This is a genomic window from Promicromonospora aerolata (assembly GCF_042682255.1).
GTDB lineage: Bacteria > Actinomycetota > Actinomycetes > Actinomycetales > Cellulomonadaceae > Promicromonospora > Promicromonospora aerolata.
Genome location: NZ_JBHUHF010000001.1, coordinates 4,724,631 through 4,739,819, shown reverse-complemented (window position 1 = coordinate 4,739,819; position 15,189 = coordinate 4,724,631). Strand labels below are relative to the sequence as shown.

At 72.1% G+C, this 15,189-nt stretch carries 13 protein-coding genes; 3 read left to right on the top strand and 10 right to left on the bottom strand.

The genetic code is table 11. The annotated features are described in order from the left end of the window. Entirely contained in the window at positions 1 to 912 is a 912-nt protein-coding gene (locus tag ACFSL2_RS21175) for a LysR substrate-binding domain-containing protein (protein ID WP_377199734.1), read from the bottom strand. An 82-nt stretch (positions 913 to 994) separates the two neighbouring features. Between ACFSL2_RS21175 and ACFSL2_RS21170 the strand changes: the two genes are divergently transcribed. Together ACFSL2_RS21170 and ACFSL2_RS21165 are read left to right on the top strand one after the other, a co-directional pair. Further along, complete coding sequence (locus ACFSL2_RS21170; protein WP_377199733.1) at positions 995 to 1,972, top strand: DMT family transporter; 978 nt, start codon at positions 995 to 997, stop codon at positions 1,970 to 1,972. 54 nt (positions 1,973 to 2,026) lie between these two features. After that, on the top strand, positions 2,027 to 3,094 hold the full coding sequence (locus ACFSL2_RS21165; protein WP_377199732.1) for a LacI family DNA-binding transcriptional regulator: 1,068 nt from the start codon (positions 2,027 to 2,029) through the stop codon (positions 3,092 to 3,094). A 41-nt stretch (positions 3,095 to 3,135) separates the two neighbouring features. On the opposite strand, the gene ACFSL2_RS21160 is transcribed toward ACFSL2_RS21165, so the two are convergent. The 7 genes from ACFSL2_RS21160 to ACFSL2_RS21130 form a co-directional block, all read right to left on the bottom strand. After that, entirely contained in the window at positions 3,136 to 5,235 is a 2,100-nt protein-coding gene (locus ACFSL2_RS21160) for a family 10 glycosylhydrolase (RefSeq protein ID WP_377199731.1), read from the bottom strand. Then, positions 5,232 to 6,071 carry a carbohydrate ABC transporter permease gene (locus tag ACFSL2_RS21155; RefSeq protein ID WP_377199730.1) on the bottom strand — a complete coding sequence of 280 codons (840 nt, stop codon included), beginning with the start codon at positions 6,069 to 6,071 and terminating at the stop codon, positions 5,232 to 5,234. The genes ACFSL2_RS21160 and ACFSL2_RS21155 overlap by 4 nt, the downstream gene beginning before the upstream one ends. Then, on the bottom strand, positions 6,071 to 7,048 hold the full coding sequence (locus tag ACFSL2_RS21150) for a carbohydrate ABC transporter permease (protein WP_377199729.1): 978 nt from the start codon (positions 7,046 to 7,048) through the stop codon (positions 6,071 to 6,073). The genes ACFSL2_RS21155 and ACFSL2_RS21150 overlap by 1 nt, the downstream gene beginning before the upstream one ends. Continuing rightward, positions 7,048 to 8,334: an ABC transporter substrate-binding protein gene (locus ACFSL2_RS21145; RefSeq protein ID WP_377199728.1), complete on the bottom strand. Its 1,287-nt coding sequence runs from the start codon at positions 8,332 to 8,334 to the stop codon at positions 7,048 to 7,050. Before ACFSL2_RS21145 ends, ACFSL2_RS21150 begins: the two co-directional genes overlap by 1 nt. A gap of 110 nt (positions 8,335 to 8,444) precedes the next feature. Further along, on the bottom strand, positions 8,445 to 9,398 hold the full coding sequence (locus ACFSL2_RS21140; RefSeq protein ID WP_377199727.1) for a D-2-hydroxyacid dehydrogenase: 954 nt from the start codon (positions 9,396 to 9,398) through the stop codon (positions 8,445 to 8,447). Beyond that, positions 9,391 to 11,454: a beta-galactosidase trimerization domain-containing protein gene (locus ACFSL2_RS21135; RefSeq protein WP_377199726.1), complete on the bottom strand. Its 2,064-nt coding sequence runs from the start codon at positions 11,452 to 11,454 to the stop codon at positions 9,391 to 9,393. The genes ACFSL2_RS21140 and ACFSL2_RS21135 overlap by 8 nt, the downstream gene beginning before the upstream one ends. After that, positions 11,451 to 12,371 (bottom strand): NAD(P)-dependent oxidoreductase, encoded by a 921-nt coding sequence (locus ACFSL2_RS21130; RefSeq protein WP_377199725.1) that lies wholly within the window; start codon positions 12,369 to 12,371, stop codon positions 11,451 to 11,453. The genes ACFSL2_RS21135 and ACFSL2_RS21130 overlap by 4 nt, the downstream gene beginning before the upstream one ends. A 128-nt stretch (positions 12,372 to 12,499) precedes the next feature. Here ACFSL2_RS21130 and ACFSL2_RS21125 point away from each other — a divergent pair, with 128 nt between their 5' ends. Then, positions 12,500 to 13,285 (top strand): hydroxypyruvate isomerase family protein, encoded by a 786-nt coding sequence (locus ACFSL2_RS21125; protein ID WP_377199724.1) that lies wholly within the window; start codon positions 12,500 to 12,502, stop codon positions 13,283 to 13,285. Between the two features lie 67 nt (positions 13,286 to 13,352). Here the strand turns inward: ACFSL2_RS21125 and ACFSL2_RS21120 are convergent, their stop codons facing one another. Then, positions 13,353 to 14,675, bottom strand: coding sequence for an RNA polymerase sigma factor (locus ACFSL2_RS21120; RefSeq protein WP_377200865.1), 1,323 nt, complete (start codon positions 14,673 to 14,675; stop codon positions 13,353 to 13,355). Continuing rightward, positions 14,675 to 15,097 carry a YciI family protein gene (locus tag ACFSL2_RS21115; protein WP_377199723.1) on the bottom strand — a complete coding sequence of 141 codons (423 nt, stop codon included), beginning with the start codon at positions 15,095 to 15,097 and terminating at the stop codon, positions 14,675 to 14,677. Before ACFSL2_RS21115 ends, ACFSL2_RS21120 begins: the two co-directional genes overlap by 1 nt. Positions 15,098 to 15,189: the final 92 nt, after the last annotated feature.

Here is a 15,189-nt window from a genome sequence, read left to right as displayed (position 1 = left end):
CTATGCGGCCACCACGGCTGCCCGCGAAGCGGCCGCGGTCTGCCGGAGGGCCTCCAGAGCCGCCACGGCGGGCGGCGTGTGCGCTACCGCGTCCTGCAGCACCGCGTAGATGGAGCGCACGGGCGTGGGGCGCACCACGGGCACCGCGACCGTCGCGCTCGGCAGGTGCACGGCACCGAGCTCGGGCAGCACGGTCATGCCGATGCCCGCCTCCACGAACGCGACCGCGGTCGGGTAGTCGTGCGCCTCGACGCGGAATGCAGGACTGAACCCCGCCGCCGTGCACGCCTCCAGGAGGTTGCGCCGGCACCAGCCGCGCGCGAAGTCGTTGTCGACCCAGGACTCGTCCGCGAGCTCGGCCAGCTCGATCTCGTCGCGGCCCGCGAACCGGTGGCTCCGCGGCAGGACGGCGACGTACGGGTCGTCGAGCAGGTGGTGCGCGGTGAAGCCGCTTCCGGCCTCGAAGCCGGCCTGTGCCACGACGACCTGCAGGTCCGCCCGCTCCTCCGCCTTGTCCGGGATGTGCTCGGCCAGCTCGAGATCGAGGCGGACGCCCGGAAACTGCGTGGTGACCGCACGCACGACGTCGGGCAGCCAGGCCGAGCCCACGGACGCGAAGTAGGCCACGGAGAGCGAACCGGTACGGCCCGCCCGCAGGTCGGCCACCATGGACTCCGCCTCGCCGAGGCGTTCCAGCACGCCGTCGGCCTGGGCGGCCAGGGCATGCCCCGCGGCCGTGGGGCGCACGCCGCGGCCGTGCCGCGCCAGGAGCTTGAGCCCGGTCTCGCGCTGGAGCGCGGAGACGTGCTGGCTGACGGCGGACGGCGTGTAGCCGAGGTTCGCGGCGGCCGCACCGATGGAGCCGGAGGCGACGACGGACCGGAAGACACGGAGGCGATGGACGTCGAGCATGACCCCACACTACAGCGGGACTGAATCCAGATGAAGAAAGAATCGCTGGTGCTTCACAGTGCTCCGGGGCCACCATCGCACCATGACGAACGCCACGGCCGACAGCCGCCAGCCACCACCGCCCGCACCGGGCAGAGTCTCGGACATGTCCCGCACCGCCGCGACGGCCTCGCGCGGAAGGCCCGCCCCGCCCGTCACGCACCGCTTCCTCGTCCCGGCGGCGGCCGCCGTGACCGTCGTGCTCTGGGGCTCCGCGTTCATCGGCATCCGGTCGGCAGGGTTCGACTACTCGCCGGGCGCTCTCGCCCTCGGCCGGATCCTCGTCGGCACCCTGACACTCACCGTCATGGCCGCCCTGGCCCGCAAGCTGCGGCTGCCGCGAGGCCGCACCCTGCTCGGTGTCATCGTCTGGGGCGTGCTCTGGTTCGGGCTCTACAACCTGGCCCTGAACGCGGCGGAACGCACGCTCGACGCGGGCACCGCCTCTCTCCTGGTCGGCCTGGCGCCCATCCTCATCGCGGTGTTCGCGGGGATCTCGCTCGGCGAGGGCTTCCCCGCCCGGCTGCTGCTCGGTATCGGCATCGCCTTCGCCGGCGTCGCCGGGATCGCCCTGGCCACGTCGAACGGCTTCTCGAGCGGGCTCAGCGTCGCCCTGGGCCTGGCCGCCGCCGTCGTCTACGCGGGCAGCACCATCATGCAGAAGCGCCTGCTGCCCCAGGTCGACTCCCTGACCATGACCTGGCTGGGCTGCCTCGCCGGCACCGTGGCGTGCCTCCCGTTCACCCCGGTGCTCCTGGACGAGCTCGCCGCCGCACCGACGTCGGCCACGCTGAGCGTGGTCTACCTGGGCGTGTTCCCCACCGCCATCGCATTCGCTACCTGGGGCTTCGCCCTCACCCGCACGACGGCGGGCCGGCTGGGCGCCGTCACCTACGCCGCCGCGCCGCTCGCCGTGCTCATGTCGTGGGCGCTGCTGGGTGAGGTGCCCGCCCCCGTCGCCCTCGTCGGCGGCACGCTCTGCCTGGTGGGTGTGCTGGTCGCGACGCTGCGGCTCCGCTGAGGACCGTTGGTGCACCGATAAACCACGTAGGATGGCGCTCGAGATGAGCGCCCGATGACAGCACCGAGAACGCCGCAGAAGCCGCGTGGCAGCGGCCGCCCGACCATCAGCGACGTGGCCGCGCTCGCCGGGGTCTCACCCGGTGCGGTCTCGAAGGTCTTCAACGGCACCGGCCGTATCTCCGAGGCGACGTCGGAACGCATCCGCGAGGCCGCCCGGAAGCTCAACTGGCGGCCCAACGCCGCCGCGATCGCCCTGCGCACGGCCCGCGCGCAGGCGATCGGGCTGGTACTGACGAGCGACTCCAAGGTCCCCGGCGTCGGCGCGGGGAACATGGACTTCATCTCGGGGATCGAGTCGGTGCTCAGCCCACGCGAGTACGGGCTGCTGCTCAACGTCTTCATCACCGGGCAGCACGAGGAGGGGCACTTCTACCGCACCCTCGCCGAGCGCCAGCGGATGGACGGGATCATCCTCACCAACTCGATGGTCGGCGACACGCGGCCCGAGCTCGTGTCCCAGCTCGGGCTCCCTGCCGTGCTCGTCGGCGCCCCGTGGAAGCCGGGTGCCATCGAGTACGTCGACGCCGACCCGCCGAGCGCCGGGATCGCGGAGACCGTGGACCACCTCGTGGCGCTGGGCCACGAGCGCATCGCGTTCATCAGCGGTCCCCGGGACTTCGTGCTCCCGGTGCTGCGGCGCGAAGCCTTCGTGCAGCGCCTGGCGGACCACGGCCTGCGACCCCACACCGTCGTACCGGTCGAGTACTCCCCGGCGCGCGCGGCCGAGGAGACCACCGCGCTCCTGGCCGGGGACGTCCGCCCGACCGCGATCCTGTACGGCACCGACACCATGGCGATCGCCGGGATGCGCACGCTGCAGGCGGCCGGCCTGCGCGTACCGGACGACATCTCCGTCGTCGGCTTCGAAGGCCTCACCCTCGGGGAATGGGTCGACCCCCCGCTGACGACGGTCCAGCGGTTCGCCTTCCAGCGCGGGCGCGCGGCCGCCGCCAAGGTGCTGACGCTGCTCGGTGAGACCGTGGACGAGCCGGTCCCGCTGGAGCGGCCCACCCTGATGGTCCGCGGCTCGACGGCCCCGCCCCCGCCCGCCGTCGGCTGACGAGGGCGGGGGCCGGCCGGGGTGTGACCGACGAGCGGCCGTCACCAGGTCAGGCGGACCGCGGCCAGCTCGTGGACCGGGGGCAGTGCCACGCCGACCGCTCCGGCCGACACGTTCGCCTCGACGTCCGCCCACTCCTCGCCGACGAGCACCTGCGCCCGCACGCTCGCCTGCTGACCCGGCACCGGCCCGCCCAGCACCGGCCCGCCCGCCAGGGCCGCGACGCGGTCGAGGTCGACCACCACCCGCACGCCGTCGAGCGGCGAGACCGCCCGGCGCTGCCCGCGCATCATCATCGGATCCGTCAGGTTGGCGGCGAGCACGGTGAACGAACGGTCGCCGGACCAGGTGGCGACGTCGAGCACGCCCGTGCCGTGCACCTCGACGGACCGCCGTCCGCCGAGGCCACGGCGCACGAGATTGTCCAGCAGGGTCAGGTGGTCGGCCTGGAGCGCCTGCCAGTACAGCTCGGCGACGTTGAAGCCGACGACGTCGACCCTGCCCTCGCCCACGGCGGCCCCGAACACCGCCGGTTCGGTCGGGCTCGATCTCGGGTAGACCTCCTCCATCGGCAGGTCGGGGTGGTCTGGCACGAATCGCCAGGACACGTCGAGCCCGTCCGGCGTCGAGCCGAACCGCACGAGCCGGGTGCCGCCGACGATGCGGCGGGCGTCGCCGAACCCGTCCTGCACCGCCCCGCCCGGCTCCCGCTGGACGTAGTTGTTGCGCACGATGCCCTCGCGGCGCTCGGCGACGTCGACACCCAGCAGGTCGGCAACCAGCGCCCCGCGCCCGACGACGTCCGGCCCTCCGCCCGTGAGCAGCAGGGAGCCGCCGCCCTCGACGAACACGCGCAGGGCGTCCGCCGCCGCGGCGTCGAGCGACGGCACCTCGGGCAGCACGACCAGCCGGACGCCGGGCCGCGCCAGCGCCGACAGGGACCCCGGGCCGACGTACTCGAACGGGACGCCCAGCTCGACCAGCACCTGGTAGACCCCGGAGGCGGCGTCGCGCACGCGGGCGGTGGCCGTGTGCTCGTCCGCGTCCCACACGAGCACCTCGGCGACGGGGCGCGCGTCGGCCCGGACGTCCGCCACCGCCCGGTGCAGCCCGTAGGCGCGCTCCACGGCGGGTATCCACCGCGGGTCGTGGATCCGCGCGGCGAACTTGGTGAACCAGGGGAACGCACCGTGGACGAAGCCGTCGACGATCCACCCGGTGGTCTCGACCGCGGCGTTGACCGAGTCCTTCCAGCGGAAGTTGTGCAGCTCGGGCCCTACCGAGGTGATGAGCCCCACCGGCTTGCCGGGGTGCAGGGCGCGCACCCGTTTGGCGTCCCGGCCCGCCGCCCAGAGGGCCTCGCCGTCGCCGCGCGCCTGATGATCCACCAGCAGGAACGGCACGGTCCGGGCGACTCGCGGGTCCAGGTCCGCCGCCGTGAAGGAACCGAGGTTCGGCACGAACCGCACGGCCGGCGCGACGTCCTGCACCGCCTGGTCCCAGTGGGCCACGAGGTCGCTGAGCCGGCTGCGCCGCCAGGCGCGGTAGGTCGTCCACGCCTCGCCGTCGGCGGGGTCTGCGGCCCGGGGCAGCGCGCGACCGGTCGCGGCCCGGAAGTCGCGCGCGGTCGCCTCGGAGTACCCGGGGCCGTGCCCCTGCCACCGGTTCGCGAACAGGGCGTCGACGTCGTAGTCCCGCGCGATCTCACGGAGCACCTCGGTCGTCAGCTCCCAGCTGTAGCCGCCGAACGCGTCGGTGAGGTAGATGCCGGGCATCGCCCAGTGCTCCAGGAGCTCGCCGTCCTCCGTCCGGGCGATCCACTCCGGGTGCTGCTCGACCACGTCGTGGTGCACGGCGTGGGGGTCGACGCGGGCCATGACCGCCATCCCCCGCGAGCGGGCCAGGTCCACCACCTCGCCCAGCAGGTCCCGGTCACCCAGGTGCACGCTGCGGTGGTGCAGCGGCACCTTCGTCGGGTAATAGGCGATGTAGCCGCCCGCACTGATGCACACCGCCGTCGACGCCGTACGTTCCATGACGTCGGCCCATGCGTCCAGGTCGAAGTCGAGGGGGTCGTTCTCCACGAAGGTCAGCTGGGTCCAGCGGTGCTCGCCGTCCAGCCCTCTGCGCGCAGCACTCATTTGATTCCCGTCGTCGCGATGCCCTTGATGATGTAGCGCTGGGCGAAGATGAAGAACAGCAGGATCGGCACCAGCGAGACGAGTGACATCGCGAACATCGTTCCGATACCGCTCTGTGTCTCGGTGTCGACCAAGGACTTCAGCGCCACCGGGACCGTGTACAGCTCGGTCCGCGTCAGGTAGAGCAGCGGCCCGAAGTAGTCGTTCCAGGTCCAGATGAAGGTGAAGATCGTCGTGGTGATCAGCGCGGGCTGCATGAGCGGCAGGATCACCGACCAGAAGATGCGGAACGGTCCGGCGCCGTCGATCATCGCCGCCTGGTCCAGCTCCCGCGGCAGGGCCCGGATGAACTGCACCATCAGAAAGATGAACACGGCGTCCGTGGCCAGGAACTTCGGCAGCAGCAGCGGGATGTAGGTGTTGATCCACCCCAGCTCGGCGAACAGGATGTACTGCGGGATCACCAGCACGTGGAACGGCAGCATGATCGTCATCAGGGTCAGGGCGAGATACAGCTTGTTCGCCCTGAAGTTGAGCCGGGCCAGGGCGTAGGCCGTGAGCGAGCACGAGAACAGGTTCCCGAGGACGGACCCGACGCCGATCAGCAGCGAGTTGCCCAGGAACAGCGTGAACGGTGAGCCCAGTGCGCCCCACCCGTCGCCGTAGTTCTCGAGGGTGACCTCGCTGGGGAACAGCCCGGTCTGGGAGAGGATGAGGTGGCTCGGCTTGAACGAGCTCACGAGCATCCACAGCAGCGGATAGATCATGAGCAGCACGAACACGATGAGCACCACGTGCCGCGTGACGCGGCTCAGGGTCGAGGTAGAGGCAGCCATCATTCGTCTCCGTAGTAGACCCAGCGCCGCGACACGATGAAGTTCGCGGCGGTGGCGGCGGCGATGACCAGGAGCAGCACCCACGCCATCGCGGACGCGTACCCCATGTCGAAGTTCACGAAGCCGCGCTGGTAGATGTAGAGCGTGTAGAAGAGCGTCGAGTCGAGCGGTCCACCGCTCCCGCCGCTCACCACGTGCGCCTGGGTGAAGGCCTGGAAGGCGCTGATCATCTGCAGGATCAGGTTCAGGAAGATGATCGGCGTGAGCATGGGGATGGTGATCGAGACGAACCGCCGCACCCGCCCCGCGCCGTCGATCATCGACGCCTCGTAGAGCTCCTCGGGGATCTGCCGCAGCCCGGCCAGGAAGATCACCATCGGGGACCCGAAGGTCCAGACGTTGAGCACCACCAGGGTGGACAGCGCCAGCGACGGGTCCTGCAACCAGGAGCCGAGCTCGATGCCGAACCAGCCCAGGACGTGGTTCACCAGGCCGCTCTCCCCGAAGATCTGCCGCCACAGGATCGCGATGGCGACACTGCCGCCGAGCAGGGACGGCAGGTAGAACGCACTGCGGTAGAGCGAGAGGCCGCGCAGCCCCTTGTCGAGCACGACCGCGAGGAAGAGCGCGAACCCGAGCTGCAGCGGCACCGACACCAGGACGTAGACGAGCGTCACCCGGACGGCCGCCCAGAACCGCTCGTCGCCCGCCATCCGCACGAAGTTGTCCAGCCCGATGAACTGCGGCGGGCTCAGCAGGTCGTAGTCGGTGAACGCGAGGACGGCCGAGGCGATCAGCGGGCCGGCGGTCACGGCGACCATGCCGATCATCCAGGGCAGCAGGAAGAGGTGCGCCACAAGCCCCTGTCCCCGCCTGCCGCCCGGCCGCTTCGCGCGCCGGCGCGGCGGCCCCTCCCCGGCCGCGCCCGGCGCTTTACGCGCCGGGCGCCCGGTGTCCTTCGATGACGTCAGCGTCATCATGCGCCCGCTATCTCGCCCTCGACGGCCTCGACGAAGGCCGCCGCGGCGTCGGGCACGCTCTTCTCCCCGAGCGTGACCTCCTCGAGCTCCCGGATCAGGAGGTTGCGCCAGTTGCCCGAACCGGCCGGCGCCTCGAACCGCGCACGCTGCTCGGTCCCGGCGATCTCGCGGGTGATGGCGATGACCTTGCGCTCGTCCGGCGTCGCGTCGGGCTCGTACTGGTCGAGCAGCTCCGCGTTCGGCGGCGCCCCGGCCGACAGGCCGACCAGGCTCAGCAGCTCGGGCGAGTTGAGGTTGAAGCTCATCAGCTGGGCCGCCGCCTCGACCCGCTCGTCCGGCACCCCCTCGTACATCGCGAACCGGCTGTAGTAGGTGAAGTGGTAGCCCGCGGCGGCATCCTCCAGCGCCGGCACGTCCCGCTGGTCGAACTCGTAGTCCGGGAACGCCTGTGCCTCGTCCACGATGTGGTTGGAGTTGGCGAACGTCGTCAGCACCTTGTCGCCGACCTGCGCCCAGGAGGGTTCGATCCCGTCCTGCTCGCTCATGGTCGTCGTCGCTCCGGCACCCCGGAGCTTCTCCCACCAGTCGATCCAGGCGCCGACGCCGTCGACACTCGCCCCCAGCGTGCCGTCCTCGGTCCACAGGTCCTCGCCGTGCTGCCGCAGGAACGACTCGAACGGCATGTCGTGGTACGGGCCGTAGCTGACGCCCTTGCGGCCGTCCGCGTTGTTCGCCGAGTAGTCGACCAGGAACTCGGCCAGGTTGTCCCAGGTGAGCTGCTCGGGCAGCGCGACGCCGGCGTCCTCGAGGAAGGTGTTGTTGTAGCGCAGCACCGGGCTGAACAGGGACTTGGGGAGCGTGTTGAGCTCTCCGCCGAGCCGGAAGCTCTCGATCTGCTCGGCACTGAACGCGCCCAGGTCCAGGCCGGACGTGCCGTCCAGGTTCCGGTAGAGCCCCGCGTCGCGGTAGGTCAGGACGGCGGCCGACGGGATCCAGAAGACGTCCGGCACGTCCCTGGCCGCCATCTGCGTGGTCATGCGCTCCTGATAGGCGTCGTAGTCACCGAACTCCGGCGCGACCTTGATCTCGGGATGCTCCGCGGTGAACGCGTCCAGCGCCTCCAGGTAGGCCTGCTGCCTCTCGGCGCCGCCCCACCACGCGAAGCGCACGGAGCCGTCCCGGCCGGAGCCGGACGGTGAGCAGCCGGCAAGAGACATGGCGGCGACGGAGAGCGCCCCCACACCGGTCCAGGTCAGGAACGACCGTCGAGTGAGATCTGACATGGTGTCCTTCTTTCAGTACGTCGTTGTACGGACTTCGGCCGCGCGGCGCGCGGTATCGGAAGCTGCGCGGTGTCAGGGCAGCTGCGCCGTGTCAGAGCAGCTGCGCCGTGTCAGGGCAGCTGCGCGGTGTCGACGACGTTGCGCAGCGGCCGCCGCGCGAGCCATCGGTCCAGGTTGTCGAGAAAGATCGCCGTACCGCGGTCCGCGGTCGACGACGTCGTCGCCCCGTTGTGCGGGGTGACGATCGTGCGAGGGAGGTCCCACAGGGGCGAGTCCGTGGGGAGTGGTTCGTCGGCGTGGGCGTCGAGTCCGGCGCCGCCGACGATCCCGTCGCGCAGGGCGGTCACCAGGTCGACCTCCCGCACGATCCCGCCGCGGGAGACCACCACGAGGTGACCCGCCGGGCCGAGCTCGCGCAGCGTGCGCAGCCCGATCGCCCCGGCGGTCCGGTCGGTCAGCGGCGCGGCGACCACCAGGAAGTCGCTGAGCGCGGCGAGCTCGTCCACGGCGTCCGGGGGCAGCATCCGGTCCACCGGGTCGTCAGGTGCGGCAGGCCGACGGCGGAGCCCCACCACCGTCATGCCGAGGGCCCGGGCCCGGATCGCGAGCTCCCGCCCCACGTTGCCGTACCCGTAGATGCCGACCGTGCGGCCGTACAGCTCGCCGTGCGTGAACCGCTCCCAGCGGTGCTCCCGTTGCGCGGCCGCCCAGCGCGGGGCCTGACGGCTCAGCATCAGCATGAGCAGCAGCGCCTGCTCGGCCAGGGGGATCGCCCCGTTGCCCGCCGACGACGTCACGGTCACCGCTTCCGGGCCCGCCACCGAGGCTCGCCGGCGCAGCGCGGCGCCGACGTCGGACTCCACGCCGGCCGCCCACGAGTGCACCCATGCCAGCCGCGGCATCCGCGCCACCTCGTCGTCGGTGAGGTGGCCCGCCACGACGGTGGCGGTGCGCAGCGCGTCGGCGTCGTCCGCGGGAGCGACGACGACCTCCGGGTGCGCCGCGCGCACCCGCTCGGCCACCCGTTCGCCCTGACCACCCCTGACGACCACGATCTCAGGCACGAGAGCCTCCTTCGTCCTCGATGACGACGACCTCGAGCTCGGTCACGGTAGCGATCCGCACCACCAGGTCGTCGCCGTCGTCCAGGACCGTCGCCGTGCCCGCGAGGGCACGCGCCGGGCGACCGGCGAGGCCCGTCGCACGCAGCACCACGTCGCGCAGCGGCACCACCGGCCCGAAGCCGTTACCGCGCTGCCCCGAATGGTTGAGCAGGTGGACCACCAGCCCGGCCGCCGAGCGTCCGACGACCACCTCGAGCTGTTCGGGCCCGTCGACGGTGATCGGCAGGCGACCACCGGGCCGGTCCACGAGCCGTTCGACCACGAGGTCGACCACCAGGTCGCGCAGCCGGGTCAGCCGGGTGTCGTGATAGGCGGTCCCGGCCGTCCAGGGCAGCTGGAGCACCGTGCCCGCGCCGTGCCGCCGCGACCCGCAGGCGAACTCCGCTCCGGGCACGTGGCCGTACGCCTTCTCGGGCGGACCGTAGGGCGCGCGCTCCACGAGGCCGTGCCGCAGCGCGGCGTCGGGACGCCAGGCGAGCCGGTGGTGCCGTCCGGGCCGCGGCACCAGGACGGCGCCCTCGACCTGGGCGCTCTGGTCCAGCTGTACGTAGCTGGACTTCAGGGTCTCCCGGTCGGCGTCGACGCGGGTCACCCGGAGCCCGGGGAACCACTCGACGACCGAGCCGTCGGCACGGATCCCGCTGCGGCCGGTCGCCACGAGCGAGCCGCCGGCCAGCACGAAACGTTCGAGAGCCTCGACCGCTCCGGGCGACAGGGACGGCACGTCGGGCAGCACGAGCACCCGGAACCGGTCCACCGACAGGGCCTCCAGCACCCCGGCAGGTACAACGTCGAAGGGCACGTGCCGTTCGACCAGACCCGTCAGGAGACCCCGGTGCTCGGCGGTCCCCGTGCCGAACCGGCCGTCGTCGTCCAGCGGGTCGGGCCGGACCAGGCCCACCTCGGCCGCGGGGGCCAGTCCCGTGTACTCGCGCCGGTGGTCGCGGTGGAACCGCGTGACCGCCGCCGCCGCGGACAGCCCCGCGTACGCGATCCCGTCGGTGGGCCCCATGATGTAGGTCGAGGGGTTGGCGCCGCGGGAGATCGCCTGAGCCAGGTACTGCGAGAGCATCTCGGGCTGCTCGTCGGCGAGCCGGTACGGCATGTCCCAGAACGCGACGGCGTTGACCATGACCGGCTTGCCCGGCTGCGCCGACCGGAGCGCGCTGACGGCCTCGCCGGTGGCATACGGCCACAGCGGGCGCCCCATCGCGTTGTTCGCCTCGTGGAACAGCACGTCGGCCGCGGTACCGAGGATGAGCCCGGCGTCAGGCCGACGCGCGGCGATGTGCGCCCGCACCCGGGTGGTGAGCGCGTTGATGGTCGCGGTGGCGTAGCCGCGCCACTCCCGGTAGCCGGGCTCGCCCGCCCGGTCGGGCAGCCGGTCCAGGCCGGTGTGCTCGGCGAACCCCGCCCGGCAGGCCGCACAGTGGCAGACGCCGTGCACCCGGCCGGCGTAGTCCACCTCGTTGAACCCGAACCAGTTGAAGAAGAACCCGTCCACGTCGTAGCGGTCGAGCACCTCGTCGAGGACGTCGAAGATGCGCCGCTGGTAGTACTCGGCGCTGGGGCAGACGCTGACGAGCCCCTCGAACTCCTGGCGCTCGCCGGACGGCGACACGAAGCACCACTCCGGGTGCGCGTCGGCGAGCGCCGGTGCGACCTTGGAGAAGTCCATCCGGGCCAGCAGCCGCACGCCCCGCCGTCGTGCGGCCGTGAGGGCGTCGCCGACGAGGTCGCCGCCGGGCCGCTCGGCCAGGTGCGGGTTGCGGGTCTGGACGTCGAGCGCGGTCGGGTAGTGCGACAGGATCCCGCCGACGTTGAGCAGCCAGACGTTCGCGCCGTGCTCCTGGACGGCGTCGAGCGTGCCCTCGACGTCGAGCCCGGCGTCGATCTCGCGGAGGTTGGTCTGGAAGACCTGGAACGGTTCGTCCCACCAGCCGGGGCGCACGCGCTCCTCGGCGTCGGTGTCGGTGTGCCGGGCGGTCACGCTCATCGCGTCCCCGTCCCGTGCCGCACGTCGGCTACCCGGCTGCCCGCGGTCCCGTTGAGCTCACGCGCGAGCGACACCAGCGCCGAGTGGTCGAGGTCGCCGTCCCCGCGCTGCACGAGCGACTGGACGAGGCGGCCGACCAACGCCGTGACGGGGAGGACCGCCCCGCGGGAGCGTGCGGCGGCGTCGACGATGCCCAGGTCCTTGTGGTGCAGCTCCAGGCGGAAACCCGGGCCGAAGTCGCCGGCCAGGATGCCGTCGGCCTTGCGGTCGATGACGGTGCTCCCACCGAGCCCTCGCGCGATGACCGCGAGGCCGGTGGCGACGTCGGCGTCGTTGGCCTCCAGGAACACCACCGCCTCGGCGAGCGCCTGCAGGTGGGTGGCGACCACCAGCTGGTTGGCCGCCTTGACCACCTGTCCCCCGCCCGCCTCGCCGACGCGGACGACCGTGGTGCCCATCGCCCCGAGGAGGTCCTGCCAGCGTTCGACCGTTGCGGCCGGGCCGCCAACCATGATCGACAGCGTGCCCTCGCGGGCTCCGGCCTCGCCGCCCGAGACGGGCGCGTCGAGCACGTCGTTGCCGGCCCGGGCGAACTGTTCGGCGATCTCCCGGGCGGCGTCCGGCTCGATGGTGCTCATGTCGATGTAGGCGCCCGCCGGCGCCAGGTGCTCGAGCACGCCGTCCGGGCCGAGCGCGACGGCTCGTACGTCGGGGGTGTCGGGCAGCATCGTGATCACCACGTCGGCGCCCCGGACCGCCGCGGCGATGCTGCCGACGACCGGTACGCCCAGTGCGGCTGCCCGTTCGCGGCCGGCGGCACCGCGGCTGAACGCCTGAACCTCATGTCCTGCCCGGACGAGGTTCGCCGCCATCGGCCGCCCCATCACGCCCAGCCCGACAAAGCCCACGACTGCCATACGACCGAACTCCCTCGTTCGCTGATCTATCGATTGATCACTGCAACTTTGCTAGCGATCGGGTACTGGCTTGACGAAGGGTATTTCGATATACCTGTCGTGGTCAATGCCGACGATCGGAGATTTTCATGCCCAGGTTCACCGCCAACGTGTCGCTGCTGTTCAGCCAGGTGCCCTTGCTCGAACGGTTCGCCCTGGCTCGCGCTGCCGGGTTCGAGGCGGTGGAGTGCTGGTGGCCGTTCGCCACCCACCAGCCCTCCGCCGCCCAGGTCGGCGCGTTCGTCGACGCCCTGGGCGCGGCCGAGGTCCGGCTCACCGGGCTCAACCTCTTCGCGGGCGACATGCCCGGCGGCGAGCGCGGCATCGTGTCGCACCCGCACCGGGCCGCCGAGTTCCGGGAGAATCTCGCCGTGGTCCGGACCGTCGTGGAAGCCACGGGCTGCGACCGCGTCAACGCCCTGTACGGGCAGCGGCTACCGGGGGTCGCAGCGCGGGTCCAGGACGAGGTGGGCGCCCAGAACCTGCGGCTCGCGGCGGACGCTCTCGTCGCAGCGGGCGTCACCGTCCTGGTCGAGCCGCTGACCATCGGCGAGAACGGGGACTACCCCGTGCAGACCCTGCAGGACGCGCTCGCCGTGGCCGGCCAGGTGGGCGACGGCGTCGCCGTGCTGTTCGACGTCTACCACCTGCACAACAACGGGTCGGACGTCGTCGCCGACATCGGGCGCCATATCGGCGCCGTGGGTCATGTGCAGGTCGCGGACTCGCCCGGGCGTGGCGAGCCGGGTACCGGGACCATCGACTTCGACGCGTTCTTCGCGGCGCTCGACGCGTGCGGGTACGACGGCTGGGTCGGCTGCGAGTACCGCCCTACGGGCCCGACCGCCGAGACCCTGGCCTGGCTCCCCCGCTGAGTGCTGAAGTGCTGAGTGCTGGCCATCTGCGCCCTCGGAACGTTCCGAGGGCGCAGATAGCCAGCACTCAGCGGTCGGAGGCGAGGGGTGGGGGGCCGGCCTTGCGGATCAGGACCGTTCGTTCCGCTGCGTTGCCGCACAGCTCCGCCGCGCGCAGGAACTCGCCACGGGCCTCCGCGGTGCGGCCGAGCCGGGACAGCAGCTCACCCCGCACGCCGGGCAGCAGGTGCGACCCCACCAGCGCCTCCTGGTCCACCAGCCGGTCCACGATGCGCAGCCCCAGGTCGGGGCCGTGCGCCATCGCGACCGCCACCGCCCGGTTCAGGTCCACCACGGGTGAGGGAGCGACCCGGCCGAGCGCCTCGTAGAGCACAACGATCCGCCCCCAGTCGGTCTGCGCCACCGAGCCGGCCGCCGCGTGACACTCCGCGATCGCGGCCTGCAGCGCGTACACCCCCATGCCCGACGCACCCACGGCGCGCCGCAGCGCCGCCCTGCCCCGGATGATCGCGGCGCGGTCCCAGCGACGCCGGTCCTGGTCCTCCAGGAGGACCGGCTCGCCCGACGGCCCCACCCGGGCCGGGAACCGTGCGGCGGTCAGCTCCAGCAGCGCGAGCAGGCCGAAGGTCTCCGGCTCGGGTGCGAGCCGGGTGAGCACGCGGGTCAGGCGCACGGCCTCGCGTGCCAGGTCGTGCCGGATCCAGTCGTCGCCGGACGTCGCGGACGAGCCCTCCGTGAAGATCACGTACAGCACCCCGCGTACCGACGAGAGCCGGGCGGCCCGGTCCGCGCCGTCGGGCGGCTCGAACGGGACCTGCGCCGCGGCGATGGTCTTCTTCGCACGCGTGATGCGTGCCTGCACCGTCGCGACCGGCACGAGGAACGCGCGGGCGATCTCGTCGCTCGTCAGGCCGCCCACCACCCGCAGCGTCAGCGCGATCTGCGCCTCCCGCGACAGCACGGGGTGACAGGCCACGAACATGAGGGCGAGCACGTCGTCCTCGATCCGGTCCGGGTCGAAGGCGGCCGGGTCAGAACCCGGCTCACCTGCGACGATGCTCGTACCGGGCGTTACGGACGGACCTCCGGCACCCGACGTCGCCTCCCCCTCGGCCAGGCCGTGCGCGAGCGCCGCGTACCGCTCGTCGCGCCCGGCCCGGCGCCGGTAGGCGTCGATCGCCCGGCGCCGGGCCGTCGCGATGAGCCAGGCCGCGGGATCCCGGGGCGTGCCGTCGCGTGGCCAGGAGACGAGCGCCGCGGCGAGCGCCTCCTGGGCCACGTCCTCGGCGAGCTCGAAGTCGCGGGTGTAGCGGGTGAGCGCGCCCACGATGTGCGCGGACTCGATCCGCCAGACCGCCTCGACGGCCCGCCGCGCGGCGTCCTCGCCGATCAGAGCTGGCCGGTCGACTCGCGCCACGCCCGCTCCTTCTGGACGTGCTCGTTGTCCTGCGGGAAGTCGTCCATCTGCTGGACGCGACGGATCTCGAGCTTGCTCCCCGGCCCGGCCAGCGGGGCCCGCTTGGCCCACTCGACGGCTTCCTCCCTGGATGCGACGTCGACGATCCAGAAGCCGTTGAACAGCTCCTTGGTCTCGCCGTAGGGACCGTCGGTCACGACGGGCGTCTCGGACGAGTAGTCGACGACGACGGAGTCGGCCGCGTCCGTGAGGCCCTCGCCGGCGACGAGCACGCCCGCCTGGATCATGTCCTCGTTGAACTTGCCCATGTCGTTCATGATCTTCTCGAAGTCCATGTTCTCGTAGACGGCCATCGTCTCGTCGGTCGAGCGCATGATCAGCATGTACTTCGTCATGGTTTCTTCTCCTGTGCCTCGGGGCCCCCTTGTTGGGACCTTCTCACTCACAGGTCGAACGGGAAACCGCTCGATCGACACCGACGAGAAAT